We start from the raw sequence: 20027 nt of genomic DNA on the forward strand, positions 1-20027 counted from the left end.
GCGGCCAAGCAAGCGCAGAGCCCCGCCGGTCACAGACAAATCTTCAGGAGAAAGAATATGGGAAAGATCATCGGTATTGACTTGGGCACCACCAACTCGTGCGTGGCCGTCATGGAAGGTAACTCGACGCGCGTGATTGAGAACGCCGAAGGCGCTCGCACCACCCCGTCCATCATTGCTTACCAAGAAGATGGCGAGATCCTGGTCGGCGCCTCGGCCAAGCGCCAGGCCGTCACCAACCCCAAGAACACCATCTACGCCGTCAAGCGTCTGATCGGCCGTAAGTTCAGCGAGAAAGAAGTGCAAAAGGACATCGACCTGATGCCCTACACCATCGCTGCTGCCGACAACGGTGACGCTTGGGTAGATGTGCGCGGCAAGAAGCTGGCCCCTCCGCAAGTCTCGGCCGAAATCCTGCGCAAGATGAAGAAAACCGCCGAGGACTACCTCGGTGAAGAAGTGACGGAAGCCGTGATCACGGTGCCGGCCTATTTCAACGACGCCCAGCGCCAAGCCACCAAGGACGCCGGCCGCATCGCCGGCCTGGACGTCAAGCGCATCATCAACGAGCCTACCGCTGCGGCCCTGGCCTTCGGCCTGGACAAGCATGGCAAGGGCGACCGCAAGATCGCGGTGTATGACTTGGGTGGCGGCACGTTTGACGTCTCCATCATTGAAATCGCTGACGTGGACGGCGAAATGCAGTTCGAAGTGCTGTCGACCAACGGCGACACCTTCCTGGGCGGTGAAGACTTCGACCAGCGCATCATTGACTACATCGTGGCCGAGTTCAAGAAGGAACAAGGCGTGGACCTGACCAAGGACGTGCTGGCGCTGCAGCGCCTGAAGGAAGCCGCAGAAAAGGCCAAGATCGAGCTGTCGAACTCGGCCCAGACCGACGTCAACCTGCCTTACATCACCGCTGACGCGACCGGCCCCAAGCACTTGAACGTCAAGCTGACCCGCGCCAAGCTGGAGTCGCTGGTGGACGAACTGATCGAGCGCACCATCGCCCCTTGCCGCACCGCGATCAAGGACGCTGGCGTGGCCGTCAGCGCCATCGATGACGTGATCTTGGTCGGCGGTATGACCCGCATGCCCAAGGTGCAAGACAAGGTCAAGGAGTTCTTCGGCAAGGAGCCACGTCGCGACGTGAACCCTGACGAAGCCGTGGCCGTGGGCGCTGCGATTCAAGGCCAGGTGCTGGGCGGCGAGCGCAAGGACGTGCTGCTGCTGGACGTGACCCCGCTGTCGCTGGGCATCGAAACCCTGGGTGGCGTGATGACCAAGATGATCGCCAAGAACACGACCATCCCGACCAAGTTCAGCCAGACCTTCTCCACCGCCGACGACAACCAGCCGGCCGTGACCATCAAGGTCTACCAAGGCGAGCGTGAGCTGGCCTCCGGCAACAAGAGCCTGGGCGAGTTCAATCTGGAAGGCATCCCGCCGGCACCGCGCGGCACGCCGCAGATCGAAGTGTCCTTCGACATCGACGCCAACGGCATCCTGCACGTCGGCGCCAAGGACAAGGGCACCGGCAAGGAAAACAAGATCACCATCAAGGCCAATTCCGGTCTGTCTGAGGCCGAGATCGAGAAGATGGTCAAGGACGCCGAAGCCAACGCCGGCGAGGACAAGAAGAAGGTCGAACTGGTGCAAGCCCGCAACCAGGCTGACGGCATGATCCACTCGGTGCGCAAGAGCCTGGGTGAGCATGGCGACAAGCTCGAAGCCGGCGAGAAGGAGAAGATCGAAGCCGCCTTGAAGGATGCCGAAGAAGCCATCAAGGGCGACGACAAGGCCGACATCGAAGCCAAGACCGAAGCGCTGATGACCGCCAGCCAGAAGCTGGGCGAGAAGGTGTATGCCGAGTCGCAAGCCGCCCAAGCCGCAGCCGGTGCTGCAGCAGGCGCCGCCGAGCAGCCGCAAGCCGCTCAAGCGTCGGCCAAGCCTGCGGACGACAACGTCGTCGACGCCGAGTTCAAGGAAGTCAAGGACAGCAAGTAAGTCCTTCAGGCGCGCCGGATTGAAGTAAAGATCCGGCCGCGTTTCGCCGCCGCGCCGCAGCCAAGAGGTTTTGTGAAGCCTCCCACGCTCGACGCGGCGCTGTTGTTTTGACAAGCACGGACCCCGCCCATGGCAAAGCGTGACTATTACGAAGTTCTCGGCCTGGCCAAAAGCGCCAACGAGGACGAGATCAAAAAGGCCTACCGCAAGCTGGCCATGAAGTACCACCCGGACCGCAACCAGGGCGAGGGTGCGAAGAAGGCCGAAGAGCAGTTCAAGGAGGTCAAAGAGGCCTACGAAATGCTGTCCGACGCGCAAAAGCGCGCGGCCTATGACCAATACGGCCATGCCGGTGTCGACCCGAATATGGGCGGCCGCGGCGGCCCAGGCGCGGAAGGTTTCGGCGGCTTCGCAGAGGCCTTTGGCGACATCTTTGGCGATATCTTCAATGGCGGAGCTGGCGGCGCAGGACGCCGTGGCGGCGGCCAGCAGGTCTACCGTGGCAGCGACCTGTCCTATGCGATGGAGATCACGCTGGAAGAAGCCGCGCGCGGCAAGGAGTCGCAGATCCGCATTCCCAGTTGGGAAGGTTGCGAAACCTGCGGCGGCTCAGGCGCCAAACCCGGCACCAGCGCCAAGACCTGCGGCTCTTGCAATGGCTCGGGCACGGTGCATATGCGCCAGGGCTTCTTCTCAGTGCAGCAAACCTGCCCGCACTGCCACGGCACCGGCAAGATCATTCCCGACCCCTGCACCGCCTGTAACGGCCAAGGCAAGGTCAAGAAGAGCAAGACGCTGGAAGTCAAGATCCCGGCCGGCATCAACGAAGGCATGCGCATCCGCTCGGCCGGCAATGGTGAGCCCGGCGTCAACGGCGGCCCAGCGGGCGACCTCTACATCGAGATCCGCATCAAGCAACACGAGATCTTCGAGCGCGACGGCGACGATCTGCACTGCACCATGCCGGTGGGCCTGACCACGGCCACCCTGGGCGGCACGATTGAAGTGCCGACGCTGGGCGGTAAGGCCGAGATCGAATTGCCCGAGGGCACCCAGCACGGCAAGACTTTCCGCCTGCGCGGCAAGGGCATCAAGGGGGTGCGCAGCAGCTACCCCGGCGATTTGTACTGCCACATCAGCGTGGAAACGCCGGTCAAGCTCACCGAGCACCAGCGCAAGCTGATGAAGGAGCTGGACAAGTCCTTCCGTGACGGCGGCGAGCGCCACTCGCCCAATGCCAAGAGCTGGACCGATCGGGTCAAGGACATCTTCAAGTAAGCGAAGTCCACTCAGTCGCTCGCTCCCTCAAAAGGCGCCACAAACCTCCGGGTTTTGGCGCCTTTTTTCACGTTTTTTCGGCATGAATCAAACACTTGCCATGCACAAGTTAAAGCTTTGTCGCACCATGGCCGATAAGCGGGTGTAGAACAGCCCTCAGCCCCTTGTACCCCGGCGAGAAATGACAGGACCCAGTTTGGAGTGGCGATGGCGACGATGATGGACAGTGAGATCCAGCAAGCCTGCGCGCTCGTCATTGACAGCAATGCCACCTCGCGCAGCTTGATGGCAGCGCAACTGCGCGACCTTGGCGTGGCTCATGTCCGCCAGGCCACGCGGATCAACGATGCCCGGGTGATCTTGGAGCACAAGGCCTACGACATCGTGCTGTGCGACTACCACTTCGACGGTACCGAGATGTCTGGCCAAGACCTGCTGGACGAGTTGCGCCGGGAACAACTGCTGCCCTACTCCACCGTCTTCGTCATGGTTACCGGTGAGGCGTCCTACGCCAAGGTGGCCGAGGCCGCCGAGGCCGCCCTCGACGCCTATCTCGTCAAGCCCTACACCACCACCTCGCTGGCCGACCGCCTAGCCAGCGCAAGGCACCGCAAGCGGGTGCTAAAGGACATTTTTGAAGCCATCGAACGGCAGGACTTCGAAACCGCCGCAGGGCATTGCCTGAAGCGATTTGAAGCACGCGCCCAGTTTTGGCTTTACGCGGCGCGCATCGGCGCCGAGTTGCTGCTGCGCTTGAACCGATTCGAAGACGCCCGCAAACTCTACGACGCCATCATCGAAGCCAAAACCGTGCCCTGGGCTCGCTTGGGCGTGGCACGCACTGAGCTAGGTGCCGGCAATGTGACCGCCGCCCGCCGCACGCTGGAGACCTTGATCGGCGAGATCCCCGACCACGCCGACTCCTACGACGTGATGGGTCGCGTGCAAATGGAACAAGGTGAGATTGAAGCCGCCTTGGCCACCTATCGGACCGCCGTCAACCTGACGCCGGGTTGCTTGTTGCGCGCGCAACGCGCAGGCAGCCTGGCCTTTTACGCCGGCCAGCGCGCGGAGGCGCTGAAGATGCTGGAGAGGGCGATGGCGCAAGGCCTGCGCTCCAAGCTTTTTGACATGCTGAGCCTGATCTTGATCGCCTTAATGCGCTTCGACAACAAGGACAGCAAGGGCCTGAAGTACGCCCAAGACGCCATGATGAACGAGTTGGATCGCCACCCCAACTCCAAGCGCTTGCAGCGCTTCGACAAAGTGCTGCAGGGCCTGCGCTATATGGCAGACAAACGGGTCGCCGATGGCTTGGAGCTGACCCGTGAGTTCAGCCGCCAGGCGATGGATCAGGAAGACTTTGACTTCGAGGCGGCCAGCCTTTTGCTGGCGGTCTGGGTGCGGCTGGCGGCCATGATCGAGCTGGAAGAGATGGGCCAGATGGTCAGTCAAATCGGCCTGCGCTTTTGCACCACCAAGTCCAGCACCGAGGTACTGATTGCCATGAGTGAAGGCAACGAGGCGGTGGCGGAAGAGTTACGTAACTGCCATGCGCGCATCTTCGGAATCGCCGAAACGGCGATGCGCCACTCGATGCGAGGCACGGCGCGCACCGGCGTTGAACTGCTGATTCAACAGGGTGGAGCCACCCGCAACGCCAAGCTGATCGATATGGCCAGCCTGGTGCTCAAGCGGCACACCGACAAAATTGACGACGCCGAGCAGTTGACGGAGCAAATCACCCAGCTGCAAAACCGCTACATCTTGCCGCTTGGGGCGACCATCAACCGCAACCGGGCGGCGGGCGGCATGGCCTTGCGTGTCTGACGCACGCCCACACGGTACGCGGCCTTTTCAGAACAACTCAATCTGGCGCGACAGCGCTGACTGCGCCGGCTGTTCCTGGGCGCCCGAAGCAGCGGGCCGCTGAAAACGCCCCAGATCCAAATCCATTCGCTCACGCGAAAGGCCCAGCCTTGCGCAGGCCTTGAGCATGCGCTGGCGGTTCAATTCGGCCCACAAACCCTCACCCTTCATGCGCGTATTGAAGCGCGCATCATTGTCTCGACCGCCGCGCATATCGCGAAGCCTGGCCATGATGCGGGAGGCCCGCTCGGGCACATGCTTTTGTAGCCAGTCTTGAAACAAGGGGTTGACCTCCCAGGGCAGGCGCAAGGGAATGCTGAAAGCGGCACGCGCGCCGGCCGCTGCGGCGGCCTCCAGGATTTGCTCCAACTCTGGCTCATTCAAAAACGGGATCAGGGGCGAAACACTCACCCCCACCGGGATGCCCGCGTCGGCCAGCGCCTTGATCGTTTGCAAACGCCGCAGAGGGGAAGCGGCACGCGGCTCCAATCGACGCGCCAACTCCGCATCCAGCGTGGTGACCGACACATAGACGGCCACCAGGCTCTGTGCGGCCATGGGCGCCAACAAATCCAGATCGCGCAGAATGCCGGCCGACTTGGTCACGATGGAAAAGGGGTGAGCATGTGCGCTCAGCACCTCGATCAAAGCGCGGGTGATGGCCAGCTTGCGCTCGACAGGCTGATAGGCATCGGTGGCGGTGCCCAGACATAGCAATTGCGGCTGGTAACGTGGATTCGCAAAGGCGGCACGCAAACGCTCGGCCGCATTCACCTTGACAATGATGCGGGTCTCGAAGTCGAGCCCCGGCGACAGATTGAGGTAGCTATGGGTCGGCCTGGCAAAGCAATAAATGCACCCGTGCTCACAACCGCGATAAGGGTTGATAGACAGATCAAAGTTGATGTCCGGCGATTGATTGCTGCTGAGAATGCGGCCGGCCTGCTCTTCGATGATTTGAGTACTGGGCGGGCAGTACTCCTGCTGCGCCTCTTGCTCCAAAGAGCCCCAACCGTCGTCGTACTGCTCGCGCTGCTCAGCCTGGAAGCGGTGTGCAATCGCCCAAGCGCTACCCCGTCCCTTCAGCGTCGCCGCGTCAACATACAGCGGCTGCGCTTGGCTTGGATTGCGGTTGGTGCTCGGCTTGAATGACATACTGTTAATGTATACAGTATTCATCTCCATTGCCAGGGCGCATCGCTGAATTGACGAGGCGATGCCGGCGGGTCAGCGGCTAAAGAGCTAAACCGCTAGGGCGCTAAAGTGCTTAAAGCAGCCCCGCCTCATGCAGAAAACGTGAGGGCTTGGCTGGATCGAAGGCCAAGGTCAGACGCTGCCGCGCCCGGGTCATCGCGACATACAGGAGATTGCGATTCTCGGCTGCGCTCACTTCGCCGACGAACTCGCCACGAGACAGATGCGGAATCAGCACATGATCGAATTCCAGGCCCTTGGCGGCTTCGATGCTGGACAGGGTGACGCGCTGATTGGCCTGCATGCGCGACTGCCCCTCCTGCAACTTTTGCAGCAGCCGGAAGCCCGCATCCAAGCCCTCGTCTTCGCCGGCCACCACCTGCACCAACTGCGCAATGTTGTCGCGCACCTGATGAATATCGGCCTGCCGCACCAACACAGCGCCGGCGAGCCCCACCGGATCCAACGCTTTCAGAAAACCTTCCGAAAAACTGTGCAGGTCTTGTGACTTGAACAGCGCCATTGCGGCGCGCAGCCTGGGCAAGGCCACGCCGGAGGCGTTGCGCAAGACCTGACCCTCGATGAAGTCCCGCATGCCATCCGGGTGCGCGCAAGCCTCCTCGATGGCCCGCCGCTGTGCAGTCACAGCGTCGAGGTGTCGTAACTCGGTGCTGTCGATCAAGGCACCGGCAAACTGCATCATCGCGGCCAAAGTCTCGGCGCGCAGCACTTTGGACGCGAAGCCGCTGAAGTCATCGAAACAGAAGGCGTAGAGCCCGCGCACCAGCAGCACTTCAGGCCGACGCAGGAAGGGCTGAAAGCCCTCCACCCGATAGCCCACACCCCGTTTGAGCAGCTCGCTTTCGATCAAGATCGAATGAGCGGGTTGCCGCAGCAAGATGCGCAACTCATGCAGCTCTTTTTGCTGCAAATGGTCGCGGGCCGTTTCCGCCACCAAGCGGGCCATGATGCGGTGTGACTCGCAGCTCAGTTTGCGGATTTCGGTTTCACGCTGCTGAAAAGCGGCGTAAGGCTTGCCGCCGGCCAGCGCGCCTGCGGCTTGCGCCAACTGGGGCCCAAAGCGATGGCTGGCCGTCAAAGGCAGGCGAATTGGCTGGCCCACTTCCTGGGTGAAGCTGGCATGCATAAAGGCCGCCTCGGCGCCGGCCTGCGAGTGAATCACCTGATCGCGGTCCCCTACGCCGACAAAAGCCGCGCGCCGGTTCTGATCCAGCAAGCCCTTCAACACGGTGAACATGGCCCGGTTGGTGTCGTGCATTTCATCGACGACGACCAGGGCCAGGCCCAGTGCCAGGCACCCGCTGTCGAGCTCTCCCTCTTCCGCGCTGAGCGCGCGCGCCAGATCGTAGGTGGCATCGCCTTCAAATCGAAAGGCCGGTCGATCGGGGTGGCCGCCGCGGCGAATGAACTCATAGGCGCTGCGCACCCGCAGCGTCAGGTAATCAAAGCCCAAGTCCTCGGCCAAGTCCGGGCTCATCGGCGCCTCGGCCGTCAACTGCTCGATCAGCATGCGGCCTTTGAGCACGGCAAAAGACTGCAGCAGCCCCTCGACCATGGCTGTCGGTGCAGCGCCAATCAACAGCTCATCGGGATAGCGCTCTTGGGGCAAGGTCTGGGCCCGCTCGATCGCCCGCAGCACATAGGGCTTGACCTGCTCTTCCGAGCGCAATTGCAAGACGCCATCGCCCTCTATAGCCCCCAGCAGCCACGCACTGAAGGACTCAAAGGTGTGGATGCGGATCTCTTGAAGCTGCTCTACATAGACGCCGACAAAGCGCAGCTGCTGACGCAAAGCCTGCACGGCAGGCTCGGTATAGGTCAGCGCCAGAATCATGGCCGGCTGTGCGCCGCGCTGCAGCGCCTGCGCGATGCGCAAGGCCAGGGTCGTGGTCTTGGCGGCGCCGGCATTGGCCTCGATCAACACATGCCGAGCCCGCGTCGTCTGGATGGTGACTTGCTCGTCCGTCGGGCGGAAGCTGCTCGGGGCAAAAATCGGATCGGACATCGGCAGTCTCAAGTAACTGAGGCGAGAAAAACCAGCAATCAGTACTCGTCGCCACCAGGGCCAACATAGCCCGGCGCCAGGTTCTCAAACTTGGTGTGCATGCGCTGGAAGGCCAGCTTGACCGTGCCGACCGGGCCGTTACGCTGCTTGGCGATGATGATCTCGGCAACACCCGGCTCCTTGCACTCTTCCTTGGTGTAGTACTCGTCGCGGTAGATGAACATGATGATGTCGGCATCCTGCTCAATGGCGCCGGACTCCCGCAAGTCGGACATCATCGGCCGCTTGTCCGGCCGTGTTTCCACCGAACGGTTCAGCTGCGACAGCGCAATCACCGGGCACTTCAACTCTTTGGCCAGCGCCTTCAAGCCGCGCGAGATTTCACCAATCACGGTCGCACGGTTTTCTTCATTCCCACCATTGCCGCTCATCAGCTGCAGGTAGTCGATGATGATGAGACCCAACTGGCCGCTGATACGGGCCTGGCGACGGGCGCGAGCGCGCACCTCACTGGGCGAAAGGCCGGGGCTCTCATCGATATAAATGGCCGCCTTGCCGAGCTTGTCGACCGCTTCGGACAAACGGCCCCATTCATCATCTGCCAAGCGGCCCAGACGCAAGCGGCTCTGGTCGATGCGACCGACCGAGCCCACCATACGCAGCGCCAACTGAGCCGCGCCCATTTCCATCGAGTAGATGACGACCGGCAGGCCTTCGTTGATGGCCACGTTCTCACCGATATTGACCACAAACGCGGTTTTGCCCATGGAGGGGCGCGCGGCCAAGATGATCAAGTCGCCGGGCTGTAGACCGGCGGTCATATTGTCCAGATCGTAAAAGCCGGTACGCACGCCGGTGACGTCTTCGGCGCCGTTCTCGGCCAACTCATTGACGCGGTCGATCAACGCCACCACCAGGTTGTCCATGCTGTGGAACCCCTGGCCGCCGCGGTTGCCTTCTTCGTTGATGCGGAAGATCTTGCCTTCGGCCTCGTCAACGATTTCCTTCACCGCCTTGCCCTGCGGGTTCATCGCAGCGCTGGCGATCTCATCACTGGCCGTCACCAGCTTGCGCAGCACGGCGCGCTCGCGCACGATCTCGGCATAACGGCGCAGATTGGCGGCACTGGGCACGCTCTGCGCCAAGGCATTCAAATAGGCCAGTCCACCGCATTCCTCGGCCTTGCCCAGAGATGTGAGCTCTTCGAAGACGGTCACCACGTCGGCCGGCTTGCCGGCATTGATCAGCTTGCCCACCGCCACGAAGATCAGCTTGTGCTCGAAGCGATAGAAGTCCGATTCGGTCAACAAGTCGCCGGCACGGTCCCAGGCCGAGTTGTCGATCAAGAGCCCGCCCAGCACGCTTTGCTCGGCCTCGATCGAATGCGGCGGTACGCGCAGACGCGCCACCTCATCGTCGCGACGGTCAGCGCCGATGGAAGAGCCCGGGAGAGGCGTGGAGGAGAAAGTTGCGCTCATGGATGGTGTTGCCCTGGACGGGTTCGCTGGCAGGAGCTGTGGACAAGTCTGTGGAAAGGCGGGGGATGCCTCTGTATAACATCATCCCCAGAAACGCAAAAAGCCGACGGCTTTGACAGCGTCGGCTTTTCTATTGGCTGACCCTTGCAGGTCAGTTCAATGCGCAGCGCTTAGTCGTTCTCGCGAACCACTTGCACGCTGATTTCCACGACCACATCGGTGTGGGGGGCAACGTTCACGGAGAACTCGCCAACCGCCTTCAAGGGGCCCAGAGGCATACGCACTTGGGTCTTGGTGATGGCGAAGCCCAGCTTGCTCAGGGCGTCAGCCACGTCAGCGTTGGTGACGGAACCGAACAGGCGGCCGTCCACGCCAGCCTTTTGGCTGATGCGCACGGTCTTGCCAGTCAGGCTCTCGCCCAGAGTTTGAGCAGCAGCCAGCTTTTCAGCGGCAGCCTTTTCCAACTCAGCACGGCGGGCTTCGAATTCCTTGATAGCCGCTTCGGTGGCACGACGTGCCTGGCGAGTCGGGATCAGGAAGTTGCGGGCATAACCGTTCTTAACCGTGACGACATCGCCCAGGTTGCCGAGGTTGGCCACTTTTTCAAGCAGAATAATTTGCATGGTTGGCTACTCCTCAGACCTTGTGCTGATCGCTGTACGGCAGCATGGCCAGGAAGCGAGCACGCTTGATCGCCACAGTCAGCTGACGCTGGAAGAATGCGCGCGTGCCGGTCAGGCGAGCGGGCGTGATCTTGCCGTTTTCGCCGACGAAATCGCGCAGCGTGTCGATGTCCTTGTAGTCGATCTGCTCAACACCGGTAACGGTGAAGCGGCAGAAACGCTTGCGACGGAACAGCAATGATTGGGTATTGCGCTTGGGCTTCTTGTCTTTAGAGAAGCGACCTTTTCCACGTGGTGGTGCCATCGTGTGACCTCTTTAATTTAATCCGGATTCGAACAATTCGGCGTCTGGCTGGTATTGATCGAGGTGATGTGGAAAACCGTTCCACGCCCCGCTTTTTGAGCGCTGAGGAAGCCTGAGAAACAAGCCGATCCGCCAACACCCAAGGCCTGCAGGCGCTTGCCGATTTCACCAATCGCCACCGCTTTGATTTCCATGGAAACCTTGCGGGGTCTGCCGGCTTCTTGCACCTGGGACTCATGTTTCAAGCAACAGTCCAGGGCCATCAATCCGGCCGGTGTGTATCTGACAAGTCCCAACTCCTGCAGACTCGCTTGCAAGATCAGTTGATTCACCGAAGAACCCACCAATGCTTGCCTGCGAATGACTCGGAGCAGGCCTTACTTTTCTTCAATACCGATTCAAACACCAGGCTTTAGCCAACTCAGCTTTGAAAGCTGAATTAGGCTGCCGCGACCTGAGGCGCCTTGCGAGCGTCTTCGCGATCCACAGACTTCATCATCACCGAAGGGGTGGTTTCAGCCTTGGACTTCAGCACAGTCAGGTGACGCAACACGGCGTCATTGAAGCGGAAGCCGGTCTCGAGCTCAACCAGGGTTTCCTTGCTGCACTCGATGTTCACGCACAGATAGTGGGCCTTGGCCAGCTTCTGGATCAGGTAAGCCATTTGACGGCGACCCCAATCTTCGACGCGGTGCACAGTGCCGCCACCGGTGGTGATCAGGCTCTTGTAACGCTCCAGCATGGCCGGAACTTGTTCGCTTTGATCCGGATGGATCAGCAGAACGATTTCATAGTGACGCATAAATACTCCTTGTGGATTCCAGCGAGCCGAGCCGTCTCCATTGAACAGCCCAGCCAACCGCTGAGGAAGCCGTGCCACAGCGTCTACACGTGGTCACGGCAAGGGGGAACCCGCGATTCTAGCGCAAGTTCCGATTTCCTCCTAGACCCGGGCCGGAAACTTTCAAGAACAGCCTGAATCAAGCCTTTGCCGCGGCGGAAGGGCTGCGCAGTCGGCCGAGCATCGCGGCCTCGGCCGGTGCTGGCGGCGGGGTCAGCCAACTGACCACGATCAGCGCCAAAAAGCCAGCCGGAACACCAAACACGCCGGCCGAGCTTGATTGAATGCCCCACCAAAGCTGAGCCTCGCCTGGGATACCAAAGGCCGCACGCAAAGACGGGTTGGCGGTCACCAAATAAAAGATGCTCACAGCCAGACCGGTCAACATGCCAGCGACCGCACCCCAACGATTGGCCCGCCGCCAAAACACCCCCAACAGCAAGGCCGGGAAAAAGGCCGCCCCCGCCACCGAGAAGGCAGCAGCCACCAGATAAAGAATGTCTGCCGGCCGGTGCGCCGCCACGGCCGCCGCCGCCAAGGCCGTGGCCAGCAACAAGGCCTTGGACAGGGTCACCCGACGGGTCATCGAAGCCCGCGGGCTCAGCAACCGGTAATACACATCATGTGAAAGTGCGGCCGATATCGTCAGCAGCAAACCATCGGCCGTGGACAAGGCCGCAGCCAAGCCACCGGCCGCCACCATTCCCGACACCACATAGGGCAGGCCCGCCAACTCAGGCGTGACCAGCATGATGATGTCGCTGCTGATGCGCAACTCGCCCAGTTGCAGCACGCCGTCACCATTCACATCGCTGATGGACAGCAGGCCCGGATCGAGCCGCGCCCATTGCGAAATCCAACTGGGCAACTGCTCGATCGGCGTGCCCACCAATTGCGTAAACACCTCGTACTTGACCATCACCGCCAAGGCCGGCGCGGTGAAGTACAGCAAGGCGATGAAGAACAAGGACCAGCCGACCGATTCGCGCGCCTCACCAACCGTGGGCGTGGTGTAGTAGCGGGTCAGCAAATGCGGCAGGCCGGCGGTACCCACCATCAGGCAGAACACCAGGGCGATGAAATTCCGCCGCGACTCATCAAACTGCCTGCGCTGGGCCGGCGTGCCGTCAGGGTCACCGGCGAATTGCTGCGCATGTGGCGGCATCCCTGCCAAGGGCTGCGCCCGCGCCTCGTTGGCGATTTGGGCCCTGCGCCATTGCTCGCCCGCTTCCGCCGGCGTGCGCGGCAAACTCGCTTGGCGCTTTTCGGCCGTCTGAATCTCTGCCAAAGGCGCGTCATCGGCCTTCAGCGCCGCAACCTGCCGGGCCGCCTGGCCTCGCTCAAGTGCAAGCGATTCGGGCACATCGCGGAGCTTGGCCTCAAACACCGCGGCGCGCTGTTGAAACACCTCCCGAACCTGCAACTCCAGCGGATCCTTGATCAACTGCTGCTCACGCTCGCTCAGCTTGGCCAACTGATGACCATAGACCAACTGCGGCAAGGGCATGCCGGTCTGCTTCATGCTCAACCAAGCCACCGGGACCAAATAGGCAATCACCAGAACGATGTACTGCGCCACTTGAGTCCAGGTCACCGCCCGCATGCCCCCCAGGAATGAACACACCAAGACGCCGCCGAGACCGACGAACACGCCGATCTCAAAACCCAGGCCAGTCAGCCTCGCGGTGATCAGCCCCACTCCATAGATCTGCGCCACCACATAGATGAAGGACACCAGCACAGCGGCGAAGGCCCCGATCAAACGCGGCGCCATGCCGCCATAGCGCGCGCCCAGAAAATCCGGGATCGTGAACTGGCCGGACTTGCGCAGAAACGGCGCCAAACACAGCGCCACCAACACAAAGCCACCGGTCCAGCCCAGCACAAAGGCAAGGCCACCATAGCCACTGAGGTAAAGCGTGCCCGCCAACCCGAGGAAGGACGCGGCGCTCATCCAGTCCGCGCCGGCCGCCATGCCGTTGAACATGGCGGGTACGCGGCGGCCGGCCACGTAGTACTCCTCGGCATCGGTGGTACGGCACAACAGGCCAATGGCCGCGTAGATGCTGACCGTGGCGGCCATGAATGAGAAGCCGATCCAGTTCTTGGCCAAGCCCCACTGCTCCAGGGCCGCCAGCAACAAAACGAACAGCACAAAGCCCAAGGTGTACCAGGCGTAAATTCGTTGAAGACGGCTGTTCAGAGTGGTGCCACGGCGGGCGCCACTGGATGCTTGCGGTGACGGGGTCATATCGATGGACAAAGGCCAGCCCAGCATCATGCGAGGCGAGCTGCTCGCTGTCGATAGCAAGGAACCCGCATCCGCACCGGCCATAAAAAAACGGCCCTGACGGGCCGTTTGGGGTTCAGGCGCTTGGCGCCTATGTTGGCGCCAGACTCAACGCTTGGCGAGACGCTGCCATGTTGCGATCACCGAATCAGGATTCAGCGAAATCGACACAATGCCCTCACCCGCCAACCATTCGGCGAAATCCGGATGATCGCTGGGGCCTTGGCCGCAGATACCGATGTACTTGCCGGTGGCGCGGCAAGCCGTGATGGCGCGCGAGATCAAGGCCTTGACGGCCGGGTCGCGCTCATCGAAGTCGCCCGCCAACTGCTCCAGGCCCGAATCCCGATCCAGACCCAGGGTCAGCTGAGTCAGGTCGTTGGAGCCGATCGACATGCCGTCGAAATGCTCCAGGAACTGGTCGGCCAAGATCGCGTTGCTGGGCACTTCGCACATCATGATGACGCGCAAACCGTCTTGTCCACCGGCGGCCGCGCGCTTCAAGCCGCGCTCGGCCAGCATGGCGACGACACGTTCGGCCTGGCGCACGGTACGCACGAAGGGCACCATGATCTCGACGTTGGTCAGGCCCATGTCGTTGCGCACGCGCTTCAGAGCCTCGCACTCCATGGCAAAGGCATCCGAGAACTCACCGCTGATGTAACGCGAAGCGCCACGGAAACCCAGCATCGGGTTCTCTTCATCGGGCTCATAGCGCGAGCCACCGATCAGCTTGCGGTACTCATTGCTCTTGAAGTCCGACAGACGCACGATCACCGGACGCGGGAAGAATGCCGCGGCGATCGTCGCCACGCCTTCCACCAGCTTGTCCACATAGAAGGCACGCGGCGAGGCATGGCCACGCGCCACCGACTCGACCGCCTTCTTCAGATCCGCATCGATATTCGGATAGTCGAGGATGGCCTTGGGGTGGACGCCGATATTGTTGTTGATGATGAACTCGAGGCGAGCCAATCCAACGCCGGCACCCGGCATCTGCGCAAAGTTGAAAGCCAACTGCGGATTGCCGACGTTCATCATGATCTTGATCGGGCAGTACGGCAATTCGCCTTGATGCACCTCGCTGATCTCGGTTTCGAGCAAGCCGTCGTAGATGAAGCCGGTGTCGCCTTCGGAGCAGACCACGGTGACCAGTTGGCCATCCTTCAGCTTCTCAGTGGCATCACCACAACCGACCACCGCCGGAATACCCAGCTCGCGTGCAATGATGGCCGCGTGGCAGGTACGGCCGCCGCGGTTGGTGACGATGGCCGAGGCCCGCTTCATCACCGGCTCCCAGTTCGGGTCGGTCATGTCGGTCACCAGCACATCGCCGGGCTGAACGCGGTCCATCTCGCTGATGTGGGAAACCAAGCGCACCGGGCCGGTACCGATCTTTTGGCCGATGGCGCGGCCTTCGGCCAGCACGGCACTGTGGCCCTTGAGCTTGTAGCTGTGTTCGACCTGGCCTTCGGCCTGGCTCTTCACCGTCTCCGGGCGGGCCTGCAGGATATAGATCTGACCATCGACACCGTCACGACCCCATTCGATGTCCATGGCGCGGCCATAGTGCTTCTCGATGATCAGGGCATAACGCGCCAATTCGATGACTTCGGCATCGGCCAGCGAATAGCGGTTGCGCGCCTCCGGCGCGGTATCCACGGTCTTGACCAGGCGGCCCGAGGCCGCCTTTTCTTCCGGCGTGGCGAATTCCATGCGGATCAGCTTGGAACCCAAGTTACGTCGGATGATGGGCAGGCGCCCCTTCTCCAGCGCCGGCTTGTGCACATAGAACTCGTCGGGATTGACGGCGCCCTGCACCACCGTTTCGCCCAGGCCGTAGCTGGAGGTGATGAAGACCACATCCTTGAAGCCGGACTCGGTGTCGATGGTAAACATGACGCCGGCCGAGCCCAGGTCGGAGCGTACCATGCGCTGCACGCCGGCGCTCAGCGCCACATCGGCGTGGGCAAAGCCCTTGTGCACGCGGTAGCTGATGGCTCGGTCGTTGTAGAGGGAGGCGAACACCTCCTTCATCTTGTGCAGCACTTCTTCAATGCCGATCACATTCAGGAAGGTTTCTTGCTGGCCGGCGAAGGACGCGTCGGGCAAGTCTTCGGCCGTGGCCGAGGAACGCACGGCGAAGGACACGCCCGGGTTGTCGGCGGTCAGTTGTGCGAATGAGTTGCGAATCTGCGCTTCCAAATCGGCCGGGAAAGGCTGCGCCTCCAGCCAGCCGCGGATTTCAGCACCGGCCTCGGCCAAAGCGCGCACATCGTCGGTGTTTAGGGTGGCCAGGCGCGCTTCGATGCGCTTGTCCAGGCCCTCGTGCTTGAGGAACTCGCGGAAAGCATGCGCTGTGGTGGCAAAACCACCCGGCACGCGAACGCCAGAACTTGAAAGCTCCGAGATCATTTCGCCGAGGCTGGCGTTCTTACCGCCAACGACCTCGACGTCGCTCATCCTCAGATTCTCAAAGGGAACGACCAGGGCGGTCGGCTCAAAGCGTGTGGACATGGGAATACTCCGTGATGTTGAAAATTCCTGAGTCCCGCCGCAGCACCTGGAGTCTCGGCTCGTGCGCTGCCCGTGTCGTCCACACAGTCACTCAGCCCAAGAATTCTGCATTCTTGTTCTAGCCCGGGCTTGAGTGTTTGAAAACTGCGCATGACGGCTGGCGGTTGATTGCGAGGGATTCTACGGGTTACATCGCCGTATGATGAACAAAGACTCTAGAGCGACTCAACCATGCCCCATCGCACCGTGTACTTTGTCTCGGACGGCACCGGGATCACCGCCGAAACCTTCGGTAACTCGATCCTGGCCCAATTCCCCAACAAGCCGCGCCATGTGCGCCGCCCTTTCGTTGATACGCCCGAGAAGGCTTATGCCGTGGTGCGCGAGATCAACGAGACCGGCGAGCGCGAAGGCAAGCGTGCCATCGTCTTCGCCACTTTGGTGGATCGTGATGTGCTGAAGATCGTGCGCGACCATTGCCAGGCGCGGGTTCTCGATATGTTCGGCACCTTCATCGAGCCACTGGAAGAAGAGTTCGAGGTCAAGTCCAACCACCGGGTCGGGCGCTTTTCGGATGTGGCGCGCAGCCAGGAGTACCACGACCGCATTGAGGCGATCAATTTCTCACTTGCCCATGACGACGGTCAGTCGGCCAAGAATTTGGACGTGGCCGATGTGATCTTGGTCGGCGTGTCGCGCAGCGGCAAGACGCCCACCTCACTCTACTTAGCGCTGCAACACGGCATCAAGGCGGCCAACTATCCGCTGATCCCCGAGGACTTTGAGCGCGGGCGCTTGCCTGACACGCTAGCGCCCCACAAACGCAAATGCTTCGGCTTGACCATTGACCCGGAACGCCTCAGCCAGATTCGCAACGAGCGCCGACCCGGCAGCAAATACGCCGATCTGATGAACTGCCGTTACGAGGTCAACGAGGCCGAAATGATGATGAAGCGCGACGGCATTTCTTGGCTGTCATCCACGCACAAGTCAATCGAAGAGATCGCCACCACCATCCTGCGCGACCTGCGACCGGATCGTTTGATTTACTGAGTGACGGCTCAGGGCGGCAGCAGGCGCTGCCGCGCCGACTCATAAAGGCAAATCGCCGCGGCGCTGCCCACATTGAGCGACTCCTCACCGCCCGGCTGAGGAATTCCCACCGTCAAGGCACAGCGCTGCATCAGATCGGCTTGCACGCCCTGCCCCTCGTGCCCCATCACCCAAGCACAGGGGCTGGGCAGGAGGAGCTGGTGCAGCTGCGCCTCGGCGTAGGAGCTGGTCGCCACCATCGGCACCTGCAAAGCGGCCAGATCGGCCGGCGCCAGGCCTTCGATCAAGCGCAGGCCAAAGTGCGCGCCCATGCCGGCCCGCAAGACTTTGGGTGACCATAGCGCCGCCGTGCCCTTCAAGGCCAAGACCTGACGAAAGCCCATGGCCGCCGCGCTGCGCAAAATGGTGCCCACATTGCCGGCGTCTTGCAGGCGATCGAGCACTACCGAGTCCACCATGGGGCTGAGCTGCTGCTCGGCGTCATGCGGGACCTCGAAGCCGATCTGCGCCGGCGACTCCAGGCCGCTGATGCTCTTGAACAATTCTGTCGGCACGACCAATTGGCGCGGCGCCGCATCGGCCAGCGCTCGCAGCGCTGGGTCGGCAGCGGCCGCCTCGGTCAGCACCGCCAAGGTAACCGGGTAGCCACGCTGCAGACAGGCGCGCACTAAGTGATCGCCTTCTAGCCAGATCGAGCCCAGCTTGCGATAAGCGCCGCCGTCCTGGCTCAGCTTGCGCAGCCGCTGCAAGGCCGGATTGTCACGCGAGGTGATGTGCATGACCTGGCTCATAGTTTCTCCAACAAAATCTCACGCACCGGGCCAAAAGTACGTCGGTGCCAGGCGGTCACACCATGCTGACGCAAGGCGGCCAGATGCTCGGCCGTGGGGTAGCCCTTGTGCCCGGCAAATCCGTATTCAGGGTGAGCCTCGTGCATGGTCAGGCACTGCCGATCGCGCGTCACCTTGGCCAAGATGGAGGCCGCCGAGATCGCCTGCACCTTGGCATCACCCTTGACGATGGCCTCGGCCGGAATCTTCAAGACCGGCAAGCGATTACCGTCCACCAGCACCAGATTCGGCTTCAGGCGCAGCCCTTCCACCGCACGACGCATCGCCAGCATGGTGGCCTGCAAAATATTCAAAGCATCGATCTCTTCAACGCTGGCCTCGGCGATGCAGCAACACAAGGCCTTGGCGCGGATTTCGTCGAACAGACGCTCGCGCTTCTTCTCGGTCAAGACCTTGGAGTCGGCCAGACCGGCAATGGGATTGACGTCATCCAGAATCACCGCTGCGGCCACCACTGGGCCTGCCAAGGGCCCTCGCCCGGCTTCATCCACGCCCGCCACCAGCCCGCTGACATTCCAGGCCAGGCCGAGTTGCTCAGGCGCGGCCAATGACTTGCGCGATCGCATCGGTAGCCTTCTGGGCAGTGTCACAGCGCAGCAGATGGTGTTGTTGCTCGAAGACCTGCTGCACGCGCGCATAGCGCGCGCCATCATCTAACCAAGCCAAACCTTCGCGTGCCAGTGCCTCGGGCGTGCACGCGTCTTGGATCAACTCAGGCACCAAAAACTCGCGCGCCAACACATTCGGCAAGCCCACCCAAGGCTGGTAATTGCGTCCCTTCATGCGCCACCAATTGAGCGCATGCATGCGGTAGGCAATCACCATCGGGCGCTTGAACAGCGCCGCCTCCAGGGTGGCGGTGCCACTGGCGACCAGCGTCACATCGCAAGCCGCCAAGGCCTCGTGAGAGCGGCCGTCCAGCAAGTGCAGACCCAAGTCTGGCGCATGTCGGGCCACCAAGGGCGCGATCAATTCACGCAGACCCGGCGCCATCGGCATCACGAAGCGCAGGTCCGGCCTGGCCTTGGCCATCAAGACGGCGGCCTTCAACAAAGGCTCGGCGATATAGCCGATCTCGCTGCGGCGGCTGCCGGGCAAGAGCGCCACCACCACGTCCGACTCAGCCAGCCCAATCGCACTGCGAGCCTGGGCTTTGGGCGGCGTCAAGGGGATGGCATCGGCCAAGGGATGGCCGCAGTAGCTGGCGCCAATGCCATGCGCACGCAGCAACTCCGGCTCAAAGGGGAACAGGCACAAGACATGATCGGCAGAACGTTTGATCTTTTCGACCCGCTCGGCCCGCCAGGCCCAGATCGAGGGACAGACGAAATGCACCGTCTTGATGCCGCCCTCGCGCAGTCGCTGCTCGAGGCCAAAATTGAAGTCAGGAGCGTCGATGCCAATGAAAGCGTCCGGCTTGTCTTGCAGCAGACGGTTACCCAATTGCTTGCGGATCGACAGCAACTCACGGATATTCAGCAAGGCATCGACATAACCAAACACCGACAACTTCTCGCTCGGCCACCAAGGCGCAAAGCCCTGGCTCATCATCTTGGGGCCGCCAATCCCCTGTGCGCGCAACTCCGGCCAGCGCGACTGCATACCGCCCAGCAAGAGGCTGGCCAACAGATCACCGGAGGCCTCGCCGGCCACCATGCCAAAGCGCGGCGCGGTCATGGTCATCGCTGCGGTA

The 20027-nt window shown here is 61.8% G+C and carries 16 protein-coding genes; 4 read left to right on the top strand and 12 right to left on the bottom strand.

Going from position 1 to position 20027, the window contains the following annotated elements; all coding sequences use genetic code 11:
* Window positions 1–57 precede the first annotated feature (57 nt).
* From dnaK to WG899_RS07790, 3 genes are all read left to right on the top strand, one after another.
* A complete protein-coding gene (gene dnaK / locus WG899_RS07780) occupies window positions 58–2010 on the top strand; it encodes a molecular chaperone DnaK (protein ID WP_339595057.1) in 1953 nt (650 codons plus the stop codon).
* 129 nt (window positions 2011–2139) lie between these two features.
* Window positions 2140–3288, top strand: a complete 1149-nt coding sequence (gene dnaJ / locus WG899_RS07785) for a molecular chaperone DnaJ (protein WP_263537031.1) — start codon at window positions 2140–2142, stop codon at window positions 3286–3288.
* Between the two features lie 207 nt (window positions 3289–3495).
* A complete protein-coding gene (locus WG899_RS07790; protein WP_339595058.1) occupies window positions 3496–5118 on the top strand; it encodes a response regulator in 1623 nt (540 codons plus the stop codon).
* Between the two features lie 27 nt (window positions 5119–5145).
* Here the strand turns inward: WG899_RS07790 and WG899_RS07795 are convergent, their stop codons facing one another.
* The 9 genes from WG899_RS07795 to ppsA form a co-directional block, all read right to left on the bottom strand.
* Window positions 5146–6312 (bottom strand): PA0069 family radical SAM protein, encoded by a 1167-nt coding sequence (locus WG899_RS07795; protein ID WP_339595059.1) that lies wholly within the window; start codon window positions 6310–6312, stop codon window positions 5146–5148.
* Between the two features lie 112 nt (window positions 6313–6424).
* Window positions 6425–8377, bottom strand: coding sequence for a 3'-5' exonuclease (locus tag WG899_RS07800; protein WP_339595060.1), 1953 nt, complete (start codon window positions 8375–8377; stop codon window positions 6425–6427).
* A gap of 38 nt (window positions 8378–8415) precedes the next feature.
* Window positions 8416–9855 carry a replicative DNA helicase gene (gene dnaB / locus WG899_RS07805; protein WP_263537035.1) on the bottom strand — a complete coding sequence of 480 codons (1440 nt, stop codon included), beginning with the start codon at window positions 9853–9855 and terminating at the stop codon, window positions 8416–8418.
* A 170-nt stretch (window positions 9856–10025) separates the two neighbouring features.
* Window positions 10026–10478, bottom strand: coding sequence for a 50S ribosomal protein L9 (rplI, locus tag WG899_RS07810; RefSeq protein WP_339595061.1), 453 nt, complete (start codon window positions 10476–10478; stop codon window positions 10026–10028).
* 13 nt (window positions 10479–10491) lie between these two features.
* Entirely contained in the window at window positions 10492–10782 is a 291-nt protein-coding gene (gene rpsR / locus WG899_RS07815; protein ID WP_263531959.1) for a 30S ribosomal protein S18, read from the bottom strand.
* A 17-nt stretch (window positions 10783–10799) separates the two neighbouring features.
* A complete protein-coding gene (gene priB / locus WG899_RS07820; protein WP_339595062.1) occupies window positions 10800–11114 on the bottom strand; it encodes a primosomal replication protein N in 315 nt (104 codons plus the stop codon).
* Between the two features lie 107 nt (window positions 11115–11221).
* Complete coding sequence (rpsF, locus tag WG899_RS07825; RefSeq protein WP_339595063.1) at window positions 11222–11584, bottom strand: 30S ribosomal protein S6; 363 nt, start codon at window positions 11582–11584, stop codon at window positions 11222–11224.
* Window positions 11585–11762: 178 nt separating this feature from the next.
* On the bottom strand, window positions 11763–13904 hold the full coding sequence (locus WG899_RS07830; protein ID WP_444718820.1) for a sodium:solute symporter family protein: 2142 nt from the start codon (window positions 13902–13904) through the stop codon (window positions 11763–11765).
* Between the two features lie 117 nt (window positions 13905–14021).
* Window positions 14022–16430 carry a phosphoenolpyruvate synthase gene (gene ppsA / locus WG899_RS07835; RefSeq protein WP_339595064.1) on the bottom strand — a complete coding sequence of 803 codons (2409 nt, stop codon included), beginning with the start codon at window positions 16428–16430 and terminating at the stop codon, window positions 14022–14024.
* 231 nt (window positions 16431–16661) lie between these two features.
* Here ppsA and ppsR point away from each other — a divergent pair, with 231 nt between their 5' ends.
* Entirely contained in the window at window positions 16662–17483 is an 822-nt protein-coding gene (ppsR, locus tag WG899_RS07840; protein ID WP_339595065.1) for a posphoenolpyruvate synthetase regulatory kinase/phosphorylase PpsR, read from the top strand.
* Window positions 17484–17491: 8 nt separating this feature from the next.
* Here the strand turns inward: ppsR and WG899_RS07845 are convergent, their stop codons facing one another.
* The 3 genes from WG899_RS07845 to lpxB are packed head-to-tail and all read right to left on the bottom strand — an operon-like array spanning window position 17492 to window position 20017.
* Entirely contained in the window at window positions 17492–18274 is a 783-nt protein-coding gene (locus tag WG899_RS07845; RefSeq protein WP_339595066.1) for a TrmH family RNA methyltransferase, read from the bottom strand.
* Window positions 18271–18900 carry a ribonuclease HII gene (rnhB, locus tag WG899_RS07850; protein ID WP_339595067.1) on the bottom strand — a complete coding sequence of 210 codons (630 nt, stop codon included), beginning with the start codon at window positions 18898–18900 and terminating at the stop codon, window positions 18271–18273. The genes WG899_RS07845 and rnhB overlap by 4 nt, the downstream gene beginning before the upstream one ends.
* Window positions 18869–20017 (bottom strand): lipid-A-disaccharide synthase, encoded by a 1149-nt coding sequence (gene lpxB, locus WG899_RS07855; RefSeq protein ID WP_339595068.1) that lies wholly within the window; start codon window positions 20015–20017, stop codon window positions 18869–18871. Before lpxB ends, rnhB begins: the two co-directional genes overlap by 32 nt.
* Between the last annotated feature and the right edge of the window lie 10 nt (window positions 20018–20027).

The organism is Paucibacter hankyongi (genome assembly GCF_037482915.1).
Lineage (GTDB): Bacteria > Pseudomonadota > Gammaproteobacteria > Burkholderiales > Burkholderiaceae_C > Paucibacter_A > Paucibacter_A hankyongi.